The following is a 15247-nucleotide window of genomic DNA, read 5'->3' as shown; positions in this document are numbered from 1 at the left end:
AGCAGTGACAGCCGACAGTGTCGTCGTTATCGACGACGACGGCGGTCCGTGAAGCGCCCTATGGCGAGGGCGCCTCCGTACTCACACGACAACACGAGCCGAAAAGCGGTGTCGGAGCGATGCATGGAGGTGGATCGGAAGGTGATGGACGGCGCCGGCGCGGAGACTGACGGCTCGTACGGGGCGTTCGCCCTGGACTCCACCATCCCCGGCGCTGTACCGGAAGGATACGACGCCTTCCGGCGCGAGTGGGAGACGCAGATAGGCGCGGCCTTCCCTGTGTCGAAGTTCAGTCCGGCCACGACCGGTGACCTCCGGGCCAGGACCCGCGTGGCCAAACTGCGCGACGTGGTGGTCACCGATATCCACAGCGTGTCCTCCCTCCGGACCGCGACTCCTCCGGGTGGCGTCGAGGATCAGGTGTTGCTGTACGTGGTGGGGGGCGGTGCGTGGACGCTGGGTGAGCTGCCCGACCGAAGCGACCACACCGTATCGGCCGGGCAGTTCCTCCTCCGCCACGTGGGCCGGCCCCTGCACTTCCGGACTGCCCCGCACACCACGACGGAGATCCTGGTCCTTCCCTCCGCGACGTTCGCACCGCTCCTCGGGAACCGGCGCATCACCGGGTCGACGGACACGGCCGAGGTACGCCTGCTCACGGCCCACGCGAACATGATCCACGCAACCATCGCCGACCTCAGCCCGGCCGGTGTCCACGCCGCCCACAGCGCCCTGATCGAACTGGCCAAGGCCGTGGCCAGACGCCGTTTCGACGACGTGGAGCCTCTTCTGGCTCCCGCGCTCGCCCAGGCCGCGAGGGACCTCGCCAACAGCCATCTCACCGATCCCGAACTCTCTCCCACGATGCTGGCGCGCGAGCTCGACGTCTCCATCCGCACCCTCCAGCGGGCCTTCGCCGCGACGGGAGAGTCGCTGACCGCCTACATCCGCCACCGGCGGCTGGAAGAGGCCCGGCTCGCTCTCACCGCGCCGTCCGCCCGGCTGACCGTCTCAGAGCTCGCCGCTCACCTGCAGTTCGCGGACACCAGCCACTTCACCCGGGCCTTCAAGAAGCGTTACGGCCAGACTCCCACCGAATACGCCCGCTCGGTCGCTTCAGAATCTCGTGCAACGGCCGTTCCTCGGTCCACGTTCGTGGTGCCGTGGCCGACGTCGTCACCGTCGAGGCCGGGCGCGAGGACGTCGAGCCGGGCGTACACACCGCAGCAGCCGGAGAAGGACTCGAACCGCAGCCGGTCGCCGTCGGCCGTCACCACCGGGTCGAGCGAGGCGCCGGCGCTCGGCCGGTAGTAGCGGGCGGCAGCCACGTCGGCGACCGCGAGCAGCGCCGTCGCCGCGGCGGCCGGCGCGGTCAGGAACCCGCTGAAGAAACGGGGGTTGGCCGCCTCCCCGGCCGGGGTGGCACCGCCGGAGGTCTCCAGCGCGAGATTGCGCCCGGCCGGGGAATCGTGCACGGCCGAGGGGCGTAAATAGGAGTAGATCTGCATGAGTTGGGGCACCCTCACAGGCTATGGCCGAGGACCGACACCGGGGCCGCAGGGGCACCGCACACCGCCGGGGCCCCTGCTGCGGCGAGGCACTGGTTTGCCGCCACAGCCCCGCCGCGGCGCACCCACGACGGCCCCGCCGGGCAAAGAGGCCGCGCGGTTCCGTCACCCTGCGCCCTTGCTACGGTCGGCACATGTCAGGTCGTCGCTACCACTCGCCCCGCCGCGCGGAGGCCGCTGCCGCGACCCGGCAGTCGATTCTGGACGCCGCCAAGGAGCTCTTCGCCACCCACGGTTACGTGGCCACCACGGTCACCCGGATCGCCGCCGCGGCCCGGGTGGGCACCAACACCGTCTACAGCAGCATCGGCGGCAAGCCGCAGATTCTGATCGACCTGGTCACCGCGGGCGTCGAGGACCCCGTCGCCGACCGAACCCTCGCGCGGATCGCGGCGGCCGACGACGCCCGTGACATCGTCGTATACGCCGTCGAGGGGGTCCGCCGCGACAGCGAGAAACACGCGGATGTCATCGAGATCCTTCTCGATGCGGCCTCGGTCGACGCGCACGCCGCCGAGGTGCTGCGCCTCGCCCAGGAGCGTTTCCGTGACGCGCTGCGTGCCACCGCCGACCGGCTCGCCGCGCTGGGCGCCCTGCGGGAGGGGCTCGACGCGGCGGACGCGACGGATGTGCTCTGGTACTACCTCGGCCTGTCGTCCTGGCGCGTGCTGGTGCGGGAGAACGGCTGGGACTGGGACACCGCCGAGCGGTGGCTGCGTAACCGGACCGTGGCCGCCCTGCTCACCGGGTGAGCGTGGCCTCCAAGATCGCGAACGGGCTGTCCACCGGCCCTGGGACGCGCCGGTCGAGGGTGAATCCGGCCCCGGCGAACAGCGCCGCGAACTCCGTCTCCCGGCGCTCGCGGCCCGACACCATGCCGAGCATGGTCAAGTCGAGCAGCTTGCTCGGATGCGGCTCGTCGCCCTCCGAGAGCACCGTCTCCAGCACCACCAGTCGGGCACCGTGGGGCGCCGCCTCCGCGATCCGGCCCAGGATGCGCGCACACGACACGTCGTCCCAGTCGTGCAGCACCGTGGACAGCAGATAGACATCCGCGGCCGGCACGCTCTCGAAGAAGTCACCGGCCTGCACCTCCATACGGTCGGCCATCCCCTCACCGGCCAGCCGCGCGTGTGCGGTGGGCACCACCTGCTCCAGGTCGAAGACGATGCCGCGTCGACCGGGTTCGTCGGCCAGCAGCCGGGCCAGCACGGAGCCGTCGGCGCCGCCGATATCGGCAACCACCTCGCCGGGCGGGAGCCGGTAGCCGGCCAGTGCGGCGTCCTTGGGGCCGTACGTCAGGTTCGCCATCGCCGACGCCATGACGGGTATGTGCTCCGGGTGGGCGCCCAGCCACTCCGCGAAGGGCTGCCCGAAGTGCGCCGTGGCCGCCGGGACGCCCGTGCGGATGGTGGTGCGCAGCTCGGAGAAGGGCGCGTAGTGCGTCTCCATCCACATGATCGCCATGTCACGCACCGAACCGGGCACATCCGCCACCAGTGTGGAGCCGAGCGGGGTGAGCGCGAACGCGTCCGCACCGTGATGGGCCACCACCCCCATACCGGAGAGAACATGCAGCAGCCGCCCCAGCGCGTCGGCGTCCGTCCCCGTGGTCTTCGCCAGCTCCGCGACCGTCATCGGACCGCCGTGCAGCGCCGTGGCCACATCGAACTTGGCCAGCGCGTACAGCGCCTGGGACTGCTGGAAACCGGACAGCAGACGCAGCATCTCCATGGATTGCTCGGACGAGGGAGTGGGCGCGGGGGGCATGGGCCTCTCCAGAGTGTGCAGAAATTCGCGGTAATACGACTACCGCGAAACGCTATCGCACCCTGCTTGCAGTAATGTTGTCAACTTGCTGGCAGGCTGGGGAGGTTGGGATGCTCCGGAGTCCGGCGAGGCTGGGTGCCGACCGAGCGGGCGTATTCGGTGGGTGTCCGGCCATAGCGCTTCTTGAAGGCCCGGGTGAAGTGGCTGGTGTCCGCGAACTGCAGATGGGCGGCGAGCTCCGAGACGCTCAGCCGACCGGACGGCGCGATGAGAGCGAGCCGGGCCTCCTCCAGCCGCCGGTGGCGGATGTAGGCCGTCACCGACTCGCCCACCACGGCGAACGCCCGCTGGAGGGTGCGTACGGAAACATTGAGCTCACGCGCCAGCATCCGCGGAGAGAGCTCGGAATCGGCGAGGTGACTGTTGGCGAGGTCCTTCGCGGCCTGGGTGAGCGCGGGAGCCAGTAAGGGTTCCACATCGTCGAAACGACGCCTGGCCACCGCCTTGGCCAGTTCGATCAGGGCGCTGTGGGCGGCGTGGACACCCGCCGGGCTGAGGTCGGCGATGGCTGTGTGGATCATGTTCGCGTGGGCCGTGAGCAGGCGTACCTCGGCCGTGTCCGTCGGCCCGATGATGATCCGGTTTCCCAGGAGTGGCCTGAACAGCGGGGCCGGAAGGACCAAGAGCTCCGCCGTGGTGTGCGGGGCCGTCTCGAAGTGCAGCGGCTGCCCGACGTGGCGGAAGAGGAACTGCCCCGCCGATACGGTGTGTTCACCGCGATCGGACGGCTCACCCAGCCTCCATGCACCGCGCCCCACCGCATACAGCAATACCTGATCCTCACCGCCACCCGGAGGAGTCGCAGTCCGGAGGGGGGACGCGAGGTGGATATCGGTGATCACCGCGTCACGCAGCTTGGCGACGCGGGTCTTGGCCCGGAGGTCACCCGCCGTGGCCGGACTGAAGTTCGGCAGCGGGAAGGCAGCCCCTACCTGTGTCTCCCACTCGTACCGGAAGGTGTCGACACCTCGCGGTACGGCGCCTGGGATGGTGGAGTCCAGGGAGAACATCCCGCGCGAGCCGTCAGTCCCCGCTCCAGCGCCGTCCATCATCTTCCGGTCCACCTCCATGCGTTCGATGCGTGTCTGGTCGTCATGCTTCTTGAAGGTCCGGATGAAGTGGCTTGTGTCCACGGACTGCGGACTGCCGGTGGGCAGCGAGTTCCGAGACGCTCAGCCGACCGGACGGGTGGTAAGAGCAAGCCGGGCCGCTACGGGTTGCCGACGACTGTTGTAGTTCAGTAACTCTCCCGCCGGGCAGTGCGAAAGGAAGGAATTCAGGTGGCGCTGGAGCTGGTCGTGGCACGAGCGTAGGCTTCGATCAGGGCGAGCGTGACGTCGGGCTGCTCGATGTGGGGCAGGTGACCGGCTTCGGGGATGACTTCGAGGTGGGCGTCGGCGAAGGCCGCGGCGTAGGCAGCGCCGTAGGCCGGTGTGACCACGCGGTCGCTCTCCCCCCACAGCAGCAGTGCCGGTATGTTCACACGGCTCAGCCGGCGCAGCAGTTTCGCGTCGTGCATGTACGGCTCGCCCGCGAGGACGCGCATGGTGGCCATGTTGGCCTGCCGGGTGGCGCGTTGGCCGGCCGGTATGGCGGCGGGGTCCACGTAGTAACGGTCCGGGTCGTGCCAGGAATGCTCCGCCACACCGCGGGCGTCGAGGGCGAAGAAGTTCGTGATCGGCTCGTCCGCGATGTGCACGCCTACCGCGTCGATCAGGACGAGGCCGCTGATAACACCCGCCGTGTCACGTACCGCCATCTCGGCTGCGATCCAGCCGCCGAGCGAGGAGCCGATGACCAAGACGTCGCGCAGGCCGCGGCCGTGCAGGAGCTGCAGGTAGGCCATGGCCAGATCGTCCACGCCGGTCAGCCAGCCGGGGCGAGGAGTCCCCTCCCAGCCGGGATGCACGGGTGTGAGGGTGTGCGTGGTGGACGAGAGATGTGCGGCGATGCCGGCGACCGTGGCGGGCCCACCACCTCCGTGCAGGACGAGCACCGGGCGGCCGGTGCCCGCCTCGGACAGGGTGAGGTCGAGGTCGTCGTACGAGGCGTCAGGAGCAAGGGAATTGATGTCCGTTGTCATGCCCCACACTCTAACTAAGCTTCTTTAATTAAGCTAGTTTCAATGCGGGTAGACTTGCAGCATGGATGCTGATCTGCAGGTTTTGGGGCGCGCGGTCAAACAGGCGCAGTACCGGCAGCACCGAGCGCTGGACAGTGCGCTGAGCGAAGTCGGTACGACGTTGGCGCAGTGGGATGCGTTGCGCGCCGTCAGCCGCCGACCCGGAGCGTCGGCGCGCGAGCTGGCCGCCGTGACGTTCCAGAGCGAGCAGGCGTTCGGAGCGCTCGTGGGCCGTCTGGCCGCCCAGGGACTGGTGAAGCGCACACCGGGCCACGGACGCCGCGTCGAACATCACCTCACGCCCGCCGGTGAACAGACTCTGGCCGCCGGCCACCGGGTCAGCGACAAGGTCCTGGAGGAGTGTTTCTCGCCTCTCCCGTCCGCGGACCGGGCAACTCTGCTCGGCCTGCTACGACAGCTCAACGGCGAGGGCCCTGATCAACTCGACCTCCAGAACGCATAGTTGACGTCGAGGGCAGCGGCCGGCCGACGGGTCAGCGGGCGTCGATGATCATGAGGGCGGTGTGCAGCGAGGTCCGTGACTCGGCAGACTCCAGCGAGACGTCAAGGATGCGTTCGATGGTCCGCAGGCGGCTGTAGAGGGTGGGGCGGCTCAGGCCGGTCAGCCGGGCGGTTTGCGTCTTGGAGCCCGCGCAGTCGAGGTGGGTGCGCAGCAGGGTCAAGAGGTTGTCGCCCGTGCGGGCGTCGTGGTCGAGGAGGCGGCCCAGTTCGGTCTCGGCGAACGCCTGGACGCGGTGGTCGTTGCGGAGGAGGGCGACGAGCCCGCGCAGGCGTACGTCGGTCGAGCGGTAGAGGCGGTTGGTCTCCGGCATGGTCAGCCCCACGTCGGCCACGTGTTCCGCCTCGGTGATGCCCTGGGCCGCCGCGATGAGACTCGGGGAGGCGGGTGCGGTACCGGCAGCCCAGCCGTCCGTGCCGCCTCGTCCGGTCAGCCGCTCGCGCAGCCCGCCGCATACGGCGCTCAGCGCGCTGTCGGCGCCCTTGGGGGGGCACGACAGGATCGCCGAGACGGTTCCTTCCCGGCGGATGGAGACGATCGCGCTCTGCCCGGCGGCGGCGACCGCCTGACGCACGGCGGTCAGCAGGCGGCGGTCGACTTCGCCCTGGGTCAGCGCGTCGGTGTCGGGCCGCCCGGGGACCCGTACGGACAGCGGTACGTAGTGTGTGCTCGGGGTGAGGCCGAGGGCGCTCGCCCGTGCCAGGGCCTCGGCGCCGTCGTTGATCCGGCCGCCCCGCAGATCGTCCAGGAGGCCGCCGTGCGCGTGGACGACGAGGGCGTCGCGCTCCTGCTGGATCATCCGGTGCAGTTGCAGGGACTGCGCGGCGCGTTCGAGGACCATGCGTGCGCGGGACGCGTTCGGTGTGCGGGCGGGCAGCACGAGTCGGCCCCATCGTTCGGAGCCGACGCCCACTGGGACGGCCGACCAGGCCGAACCGGTGGCGGAACCGGTGGCGGATCCGCTGGTGGGGGTGTCCGCCGAGGCGTGGAGGCGTGATCGTTCGGCCCACTGGTACAAAAGTTGCGCCGTCGGGGTGTCCACCGCGCAGAAGGCCAGCACATGCCGGCTGAGGTCTTCCAGCACCAGGGGGGCGCCCAGGGTCTGTGCCGCGCGGGTGACGATGTCCGTGGTGGAGGCGCGGGCGATGTTGAGCGAGGTGAAGACCTCGTGGGTGGTCCGGGCGAATTCCACCTCGTCGTACTGGTCCGCCACGATCAGCCGGTGTACCTGCTGGGTGACCTCGATGAAGCGGATCGTGGCGGACAGGACCGCCACCGGGAGACGGAGCGAGTCGGCCAGGGTCCCCAGATAGTCGGGCGCCGCCTTGAGGTGGGTGCCCAGTTCGATGACGAGTCCCGCCACGTCCTGCTCGGCCAGCATGGTCAGGTAGGCGGACGCCTGGCGGGCACCGCCGGACAGGGGCAGACCGGTGGTCAGGACGAGTTCACCGCCCTCGAGCAGATCGGTGAGGTCGGTGAGATCGCTGATGTGGACCCAGCGGACCGGTCGGTCGAGGTGATCCCGGCCGCCGATGACACGCGGGCGGCCCGCAGCCATGACGGGCAGCGCGAGGACTTCCCGGATCGTCAGCTGCATGGCCGAAGTGTAAACAGCCGGGCGGATATTTTTACAGTCTGTCGGCCCGGGCTCTGGCAGCCTCACAGCAAGCAGGCCGGCGGCCCTTCCCCGGCGCCGGGCCGGCAGCGTCGTGAACGAATCGAGCGAGGGCGAGGAATCAGTGGCGACCAGCGATCTTTCACGTATCGGCCATTGGGCGAACAACAAAGCTTTCCCCGGTACGAGCGGCCGTACCGCCGCCGTGACCAATCCCGCGACCGGTGCGGTGACGGGCGAGGTGGCCCTGGCCCATGTGGAGGACTGCCATGCGGTGATCGAGGCGGCCGCGGCCGCCTTCCCCGCCTGGCGTGACACCTCGCTGGCCAGGCGCACCGCGATCATGTTCCGGTTCCGTGAACTGCTCAACGAGCGCAAGGGCGAGCTCGCCGAGATCATCACCAGTGAGCACGGCAAGGTCCTGTCCGACGCGCTGGGCGAGGTCACCCGCGGCCAGGAGGTCGTGGAGTTCGCCTGCGGCATCCCGCATCTGCTCAAGGGCGGGTTCAGCGAGAACGCTTCGACCGGCGTGGACGTGACCTCGATCCGGCAGCCGCTCGGAGTGGTCGGCATCATCTCGCCGTTCAACTTCCCCGCCATGGTGCCCATGTGGTTCTTCCCGGTGGCCATCGCGGCCGGCAACACCGTGGTGCTCAAGCCGAGCGAGAAGGATCCCTCGGCCGCCCTGTGGCTGGCCGAGCTGTGGGCCGAGGCCGGACTGCCTGCCGGCGTGTTCAACGTACTGCAGGGTGACAAGGTCGCGGTCGACGAGCTGCTGTCCCACCGGGCGGTCAAGGCCATCAGCTTCGTGGGCTCCACGCCGGTCGCCCAGTACGTGTACGCCGCGGGAACCGCCGAGGGGAAGCGGGTCCAGGCGCTGGGTGGGGCGAAGAACCACGCCGTCGTGCTGCCCGACGCCGATCTGGACCTCGCCGCCGACGCCATGGTCAACGCCGGATTCGGGTCGGCCGGGGAGCGCTGCATGGCGATCTCCGCGGTCGTGGCGGTCGGGGCCATCGCCGACGAACTGGTCGCGAAGATCGCCGAGCGCACCCGTCTCGTCAAGACCGGCGACGGCACCCGGGACAGTGACATGGGGCCGCTGGTGACGGCCGCGCACCGGGACCGGGTCGCCTCCTACATCGACGGGGCCGAGCGGGAGGGCGCGGCCATCGTCGTGGACGGACGGCAGGTCGTGGCCGACGGCGGCCGGGACGGATTCTGGCTCGGCCCCACCCTGGTCGACCGCGTCACCACCACCATGAGCTGCTACACCGACGAGATCTTCGGACCGGTCCTGTCCGTCCTGCGGGTCGACTCCTACGACGAGGCCCTGGAGCTGATCAACGCCAACCCGTACGGCAACGGCACGGCGATCTTCACCAATGACGGCGGGGCCGCGCGCCGCTTCCACAACGAGGTCGAGGTCGGCATGGTCGGCATCAACGTACCGATTCCCGTGCCGATGGCCTACTACAGCTTCGGCGGCTGGAAGAGCTCCCTGTTCGGGGACACCCATGCGCACGGCACCGAGGGCGTGCACTTCTTCACCCGCGGCAAGGTCGTCACCACCCGCTGGCGCGGCCCCGACCAGGGCGGCCTCAACCTCGGCTTCCCGCAGACCGCCTGAGATCGCCTGAGCCCGCCTGAAGGAGAATGAAGGAGACACCCGTCATGACTCTCGTCCACCCCGAGCTCAACCGGCAGGCCGTCGCCCGGACCTACGAGCTCGACCGCCGCCATGTCTTCCACTCCTGGTCCGCCCAGGCCGAACTCACCCCCATGGTCATCACCCGCGCCGAGGGTTCCTACATCTGGGACGGCGAAGGCAACCGGCTGCTCGACTTCTCCTCCCAGCTGGTGAACACCAACATCGGCCACCAGCACCCCTACGTCGTGGAAGCGATCGCCGACCAGGCCCGCACCCTGGCCACCGTCGCCCCGCAGCACGCCAACGACCAGCGCTCCGAGGCGGCCCGCCTGATCTGCGAACGCGCCCCCGGCGATCTGAACCGGGTGTTCTTCACCAATGGCGGCGCCGACGCCAACGAACACGCCGTGCGCATGGCCCGGCTCACCACCGGCCGGCCCAAGGTACTGAGCCGCTACCGCTCGTACCACGGCGGAACGCAGACCGCGATCAACCTGACCGGGGACCCGCGCCGCTGGCCCAACGACGAAGGGACCTCCGGCGTGGTCCACTTCTTCGGCCCGTACCTCTACCGCAGCCACTTCGACGCGACGACCGAAGAAGAGGAGTGCCGGCGGGCGCTGGCACACCTCGAGCAGGTCATCGAACTCGAGGGGCCGCAGACCATCGCCGCGATCCTGCTGGAGGCCATCCCCGGGACGGCCGGCATCATGCTGCCCCCGCCGGGCTATCTGGCGGGCGTAAGGGCGCTGTGCGACCAGTACGGCATCGTGTTCATCGTCGACGAGGTGATGACCGGCTTCGGCCGCACCGGCGCGTGGTTCGTCTGCGACGACGAAGGCGTGGTCCCCGACCTGCTGACCTTCGCCAAGGGTGTCAACTCCGGATACGTCCCGCTGGGCGGTGTCGTCATCTCGGACCGGATCGCCGAGCACTTCGCACACCGTCCCTACCCCGGCGGGCTCACCTACTCCGGGCACCCGCTGGCGTGTGCGGCGGCCGTCGCCGCGATCACCGTCATGGAACGCGACGGCATCATCGACAACGCCCGCCGCATCGGCACCGACGTGTTCGGCCCCGAACTCGTCCGGCTCGCCGCACGGCACCCCAGCGTCGGCGAAGTCCGCGGACGCGGTGTCTTCTGGGCCATCGAGCTCGTCACCGACCGGCACACCCGCCAACCTGTCGCGCCGACCGGGGGCAGCAGCCCGGTGATGGCCGAGGCCGTCCGCGCTTCGAAGGAGCTCGGGCTGCTGCCGTTCACCAATTCGGGCCGCATCCACCTCGTACCGCCGTGCACCATCACCGAATCCGAGGCCCGCGAGGGGCTGCACATCATCGACCAGGTGCTGAGCCGGGTCGACACGCTGGTAGCCCAGAGCTGAAACATCAGCGGTGCAGCACCATCAGGTCCGGCCGCTCGAGAAACCGGGCGATGTCGCGCAGGACTTGCGAGCCGAGCTCGCCGTCGACGAGGCGGTGGTCGAACGACATGGTGAGGGTCGTGGTATCGCGCAGCCGTATGCGGCCCTTGTGTTCCCATGGCGTTCGCCGCACCTGGCCGAAGCAGAGGATCGCGGCTTCGCCGGGGTTGAGGATCGGTGTTCCGCCGTCGATGCCGAACACACCGATGTTGGTGATCGTGAACGTCCCGTTTCTCATCCGCTCGGGTGGCGTCCTGCCGGCGCGGGCCTGATCGATGAGATCGGTGAGCGCCACGGCGATCTCCCGCAGGGAGAGCCGCTGGGCCGCGGCGATGTTGGGGACGATGAGCCCCCTGGGCGTCGCCGCGGCTATGCCGAGATTGACGTCGGCGTACTGGACGATCTCACCGGCCGCGGCATCCCACTTCGCGTTGATCTCGGGATGCCGTGCGATGGCGGTCAGCGCGGCCTTGATGACCAGACACAGCGGTGTCAGGCGCACACCGCCGAACGCCTTGTCGGCGCGCGCCCTCGCCAGCAGTTTGAGGGACCGCGTCATATCGACGGTGACCCACTCCGTGACGTGCGGAGCGGTGAAGGCGCTGGTGACCATGGCCTCCGCGGTGTGCTTGCGCACTCCGCGGATCGGCGTGCGCACCACGTCGCCGCGGAGGGCATCGGGGGTGTTCGGCGCGGTTTCCCGCTGCTCGGCGAGGCGGTACACATCCTCGCGGGTGATGCGTCCCGACGGGCCGGTGGCGGTGGCGAGGCTCAGGTCGACTCCGAGGTCGCGGGCGAGCTTGCGCACCGGCGGGGTGGCCAGGGATGTGCGGGCGGCGGGTGTGGCGGCCGGTGGCCCGGGCTTTGTCTTGCGCGGGCGGCGCGCTGTCCGCGCGTGTGCCGGACCGTAGCCGACCAGGACGGGCGCGCGGGCGGGGGCGGAGGGCTCCTCGACCTCGAACGCGATGATCGGCGCGCCGACGGCCACCGCCTCGCCGGCGGCGCAGAGGACTTCGGTGACGGTCCCGGCGTACGGGCTGGGCAGCTCCACCGCTGCCTTCGCCGTCTCGATCTCCACGATGATGTCGTTGACGCCGACCGGGTCGCCGGGTCCCACGCGCCACTCGAGGATTTCGGCCTCGGTCAGGCCCTCGCCGACATCGGGGAGGTGGAAGTGCTTGGTTACGGGCATCGTGTCCTCCAGATGAGATTCGCCGGACGGTTCAGGGGGCGCACACCCGGTCGACGGCGTCGAGAACTCGATCGAGATCGGGCAGGTAGTCGTCTTCGGCCCGGGCCGGCGGATAGGGGACGTTGTAGCCACCGACCCGTGCCACGGGGGCCTCGAGGTCGTAGAAGCAGTGCTCCATGACCGTCGCGGCGATTTCAGCGCCCAGGCCGACGTTGACGGGCGCCTCGTGTACGACCACGACGCGTCCCGTCTTCGCTGCCGAGCGGGTCAGTGCGGTGGTGTCCAGGGGCGACAGCGAGCGGAGGTCCAGGACTTCCAGCGAACGGCCTTCGGTGGCGGCGACCTCGGCCGCGTTGAGTGCGACGGCGACCGTGGGCCCGTACGCGACCACGGTGACGTCGGTGCCCTCGCGCAGGACCCGGGCGCGCCCCAGCGTGTCGCCGTCCACGGGGCGGCCGAGGTCGAGCTCGGCCCGGTCCCAGTACCGGCGCTTCGGCTCGTAGAAGATGACGGGGTCGTCGCAGGCGATCGCGGCGCGGAGCATGTCGTACGCATCCTGGGGATGGGCGCAGGCCACGACGCGCAGTCCGGCCGTGTGGCAGAAGTACGCCTCGTTCGACTCGCTGTGGTGCTCGACCGCGCCGATCCCGCCGCCCACCGGGATCCGGATGGTGACGGGAAGCCGCAGCAGCCCGCCCGACCGGGCGCGCATCTTCGCCAGTTGGCTGACGATCTGGTCGAAGGCGGGGTAGACGAACCCGTCGAACTGGATCTCGCACACCGGTCGGTACCCCCGCAGGGCCAGGCCGATCGCCGTCCCGATGATTCCCGATTCGGCCAGCGGGGTGTCCATGACGCGGTCGCCGAACTCGTCGGCGAGGCCGTCGGTCACCCGGAACACCCCGCCCAGGGACGCGATGTCCTCACCGAGCAGAATCACCCGCTCGTCGTCGCGCATGGCCTGGCGCAGGCCCTCGTTCAGTGCGCGTCCGAGCGTGGCCGTGGCCGCCGTGGTGGCTGTGGCGTTGGTGGTCACAGGAAGGACTCCCGATACGTCTCGAAGCCTTCGCGTTCGCGTCGCAGGGCCTCGGTCTCCTCACACAGGGTGTTGCGGAAGGTGTCGCTCAGGGACGGCTCCGGAAGCGCCCGGCAGGCCTCGCGCGTCCGCAGCGCAAGCTCCTCTGCTTCGGAGGCGACCGTGGCGAAGTAGTCCTCGTCGGCCCAGCCGCGCGCGGTGAGCAGCAGGCGTACGCGCTCCACGGGGTCGTGGGCCTGCCACCGGGCGAGTTCGGCGCTGTCGCGATAGCGCTTGGGGTCGTCGGATGTGCTGTGTCCGGACATGCGATACGTGTGCGCCTCGATGAACCCGGGCGCCCCACCACCGCGGACCCGCTCGGCCATGCGCTGGGTGGCGGCGTAGACGGCCAGTACGTCGTTGCCGTCCACGGACACCGCGTCGAGCCCGAATCCCCGCGCGCGTTCCCTCAGCGGGCCGGCGTACTGCTTGCTCGCGGGTGTCGAGATCGCCCATCCGTTGTTCTGGCAGAAGAACACGATGGGTGCCGATGTCACCGCGGCCCAGTTCAGCGCCTCGTTGGCGTCCCCCTGGCTGGACGCGCCGTCACCGAAGTAGGTGAACACGACGCTGTCGGCGGCGTCGTACCGTACGCCCATCGCATAGCCGACCGCGTGCAGTGTCTGCGTCGCCAGCGCGAGGCTGTATATGTGGAAGTGGTAGCGCTCGGGGTCCCATGAGCCATGGCTCGCGCCACGCCACTGTGACAGCAGCTCCGCCGGTGAGATTCCGCGGCACAGGGCTGCCACGTGTTCGCGGTAGGACGGGAAGACCCGGTCGTCCGTCCGGAGGGCGCGGATCGACCCGGCTTGTGCCGCCTCCTGCCCGAGGGACATCAGCCAGAGCCCGAGCTCGCCCTGGCGTTGCAGGGAGTACGCCTCCTGGTCGAAGCGGCGCCCGAGCACCATGTCGCGGTACAGCGTGCGTACCAGGTCATCGGTTACGTCGAGGATGCCCGCGGCCGTCTGTTCGTTCAGCGTCCCGGCGGGATCGACCAACTGCAACACGTCATCGGCCCGGGCCATGCGGTTCGTACTCATGACGGCCCCCAGGTCCGCGCGCGGTCCACGGCGGTGTATCGCGGCCGGGGCGGGCACGAGATCCGCAGCGGCGGCGCCGTCACGAGCTCCCGGATGGTGAAGCCGGAGAGCGCTTTGACGAGGGCGTCGACACGGGCGGGCTCCGCCGCGGCGAAGACGGTGCAGCGCGTCCGTTCGGCTTCCACGATCTCGGCGGAGAACGCCCGCGCGATGGCGAGGGCTTCGGGGAGTCGGCCTTCGGGGAAGGCGACCGTCACAAATGCCCCACGCCGGTGGTGCGACCTGTCGTCGGAGAGGCGGACGACCTTGACGACCTCGGGTGACCGGTTCAGGAACTTGACGAGCTGCTGCAACTTGATCTCGTCTGCCGTGTCCACCTCGATGGTGATCCTCCGCAGCCCGTCGACGGGCGCGGCGACGTCCATGGTGATCACGTCGAACTGGCGGTGCGCCAAGATCGACGCGACCCGGGCGACCGCCAAGGGCATGGCGACGACATCGAGTTGCAGCACGGCACCACCGGGGTGCGGGCCTGGTTTCACGGCTTCGGAGGGGGCAGCGCGGGTTGCTGATTGTGTCGCGGCTGACATGAGGGACACCGTGGCAAGGGCGCGATGGCGTCCACAACGAAAGTGCGCACAGCGATGCGAAGCACGCTCCTCCCGAGCAGTCCGCCTGGGGCGAAAGTGAGCGTTGCGGTAAGTGCTGCTTACACTTGGGGCATGTCGGCACCCGTACATCTCGACTCGGTCGATCTGCAGATCCTGGAGTTGCTGCGAGCCGACGGGCGGCGCACCGTGCGCGATATCGCACGTCTGGTGAAGCTTTCGCCGGCGCCGGTCCGCCGGCGCATCACACGCCTCGAGGAGTCGGGGGTCATCACCGGCTACACGATCACCACGGATCAGGCCAGGCTCGGTCAGGGCCTTCAGGCGGTCACCGAGTTGCGTTTCACGGGCGACACGGACATCCATGACATCGTGGAGTTCGCGTCGACCCTGCCCGAGGTCGACGAGGTGCTGACGCTCACCGGCGATGTGGACGCCTTGGTCAGGTTGCATGTGGACAACGTCGATGACCTGCAGAAAGTGGTCAATCGTCTGCGTCGTAAGGGGGTCGGTGTGCTGCAGACGAAGACACTGATCGTCATCGCCTCCTGGCAGCGTGGAGCACCCGTGCCCTGAGGTCGCAGGGACTCGGCGGTGTATAT

13 protein-coding genes and 2 pseudogenes are annotated in these 15247 nt (G+C 69.6%); 6 read left to right on the top strand and 9 right to left on the bottom strand.

All coding sequences use genetic code 11. From position 1 onward, the window contains the following. Positions 1-60: 60 nt before the first annotated feature. Positions 61-1089 (top strand): annotated as a pseudogene (locus tag ACH4U7_RS11035) (AraC family transcriptional regulator); the annotation flags it as partial. A 56-nt stretch (positions 1090-1145) separates the two neighbouring features. On the opposite strand, the pseudogene ACH4U7_RS11030 reads toward ACH4U7_RS11035, so the two are convergent. Further along, a pseudogene (locus ACH4U7_RS11030) lies at positions 1146-1508 on the bottom strand (SWIM zinc finger family protein); the annotation flags it as partial. A gap of 194 nt (positions 1509-1702) precedes the next feature. On the opposite strand from ACH4U7_RS11030, the gene ACH4U7_RS11025 reads away from it, so the two are divergent. Then, positions 1703-2320, top strand: coding sequence for a TetR/AcrR family transcriptional regulator (locus tag ACH4U7_RS11025; protein ID WP_398527664.1), 618 nt, complete (start codon positions 1703-1705; stop codon positions 2318-2320). Here the strand turns inward: ACH4U7_RS11025 and ACH4U7_RS11020 are convergent. From ACH4U7_RS11020 to ACH4U7_RS11010, 3 genes are all read right to left on the bottom strand, one after another. After that, on the bottom strand, positions 2310-3338 hold the full coding sequence (locus tag ACH4U7_RS11020; protein WP_398527663.1) for a methyltransferase: 1029 nt from the start codon (positions 3336-3338) through the stop codon (positions 2310-2312). The genes ACH4U7_RS11025 and ACH4U7_RS11020 overlap by 11 nt on opposite strands. Before the next feature lie 80 nt (positions 3339-3418). Further along, positions 3419-4531, bottom strand: a complete 1113-nt coding sequence (locus ACH4U7_RS11015; RefSeq protein WP_398527662.1) for a helix-turn-helix transcriptional regulator — start codon at positions 4529-4531, stop codon at positions 3419-3421. A 143-nt stretch (positions 4532-4674) separates the two neighbouring features. Next, positions 4675-5481: an alpha/beta fold hydrolase gene (locus ACH4U7_RS11010; protein ID WP_398527661.1), complete on the bottom strand. Its 807-nt coding sequence runs from the start codon at positions 5479-5481 to the stop codon at positions 4675-4677. 61 nt (positions 5482-5542) lie between these two features. Between ACH4U7_RS11010 and ACH4U7_RS11005 the strand changes: the two genes are divergently transcribed. Continuing rightward, positions 5543-5983, top strand: a complete 441-nt coding sequence (locus tag ACH4U7_RS11005) for a MarR family winged helix-turn-helix transcriptional regulator (RefSeq protein ID WP_398527660.1) — start codon at positions 5543-5545, stop codon at positions 5981-5983. A gap of 31 nt (positions 5984-6014) precedes the next feature. On the opposite strand, the gene ACH4U7_RS11000 is transcribed toward ACH4U7_RS11005, so the two are convergent. After that, on the bottom strand, positions 6015-7637 hold the full coding sequence (locus ACH4U7_RS11000; protein ID WP_398527659.1) for a PucR family transcriptional regulator: 1623 nt from the start codon (positions 7635-7637) through the stop codon (positions 6015-6017). Positions 7638-7779: 142 nt separating this feature from the next. Here ACH4U7_RS11000 and ACH4U7_RS10995 point away from each other — a divergent pair, with 142 nt between their 5' ends. Together ACH4U7_RS10995 and ACH4U7_RS10990 are read left to right on the top strand one after the other, a co-directional pair. Beyond that, positions 7780-9285: a CoA-acylating methylmalonate-semialdehyde dehydrogenase gene (locus ACH4U7_RS10995; protein WP_398527985.1), complete on the top strand. Its 1506-nt coding sequence runs from the start codon at positions 7780-7782 to the stop codon at positions 9283-9285. 44 nt (positions 9286-9329) lie between these two features. Then, on the top strand, positions 9330-10691 hold the full coding sequence (locus ACH4U7_RS10990; protein ID WP_398527658.1) for an aspartate aminotransferase family protein: 1362 nt from the start codon (positions 9330-9332) through the stop codon (positions 10689-10691). A gap of 4 nt (positions 10692-10695) precedes the next feature. On the opposite strand, the gene ACH4U7_RS10985 is transcribed toward ACH4U7_RS10990, so the two are convergent. The 4 genes from ACH4U7_RS10985 to ilvN are packed head-to-tail and all read right to left on the bottom strand — an operon-like array spanning position 10696 to position 14549. Next, positions 10696-11922 (bottom strand): dihydrolipoamide acetyltransferase family protein, encoded by a 1227-nt coding sequence (locus tag ACH4U7_RS10985; protein ID WP_398527657.1) that lies wholly within the window; start codon positions 11920-11922, stop codon positions 10696-10698. A 31-nt stretch (positions 11923-11953) separates the two neighbouring features. After that, complete coding sequence (locus ACH4U7_RS10980; RefSeq protein WP_398527656.1) at positions 11954-12958, bottom strand: alpha-ketoacid dehydrogenase subunit beta; 1005 nt, start codon at positions 12956-12958, stop codon at positions 11954-11956. Beyond that, positions 12955-14037, bottom strand: coding sequence for a thiamine pyrophosphate-dependent enzyme (locus tag ACH4U7_RS10975; RefSeq protein WP_398527655.1), 1083 nt, complete (start codon positions 14035-14037; stop codon positions 12955-12957). The genes ACH4U7_RS10980 and ACH4U7_RS10975 overlap by 4 nt, the downstream gene beginning before the upstream one ends. Next, positions 14034-14549, bottom strand: coding sequence for an acetolactate synthase small subunit (ilvN, locus tag ACH4U7_RS10970; RefSeq protein ID WP_398527654.1), 516 nt, complete (start codon positions 14547-14549; stop codon positions 14034-14036). The genes ACH4U7_RS10975 and ilvN overlap by 4 nt, the downstream gene beginning before the upstream one ends. A 210-nt stretch (positions 14550-14759) precedes the next feature. On the opposite strand from ilvN, the gene ACH4U7_RS10965 reads away from it, so the two are divergent. Continuing rightward, positions 14760-15221, top strand: a complete 462-nt coding sequence (locus ACH4U7_RS10965; protein ID WP_089507827.1) for an Lrp/AsnC family transcriptional regulator — start codon at positions 14760-14762, stop codon at positions 15219-15221. Positions 15222-15247: the final 26 nt, after the last annotated feature.

Source organism: Streptomyces sp. NPDC020845 (genome assembly GCF_044334165.1).
GTDB lineage: Bacteria > Actinomycetota > Actinomycetes > Streptomycetales > Streptomycetaceae > Streptomyces.
This window is presented reverse-complemented; position numbering and strand designations above follow the sequence as displayed.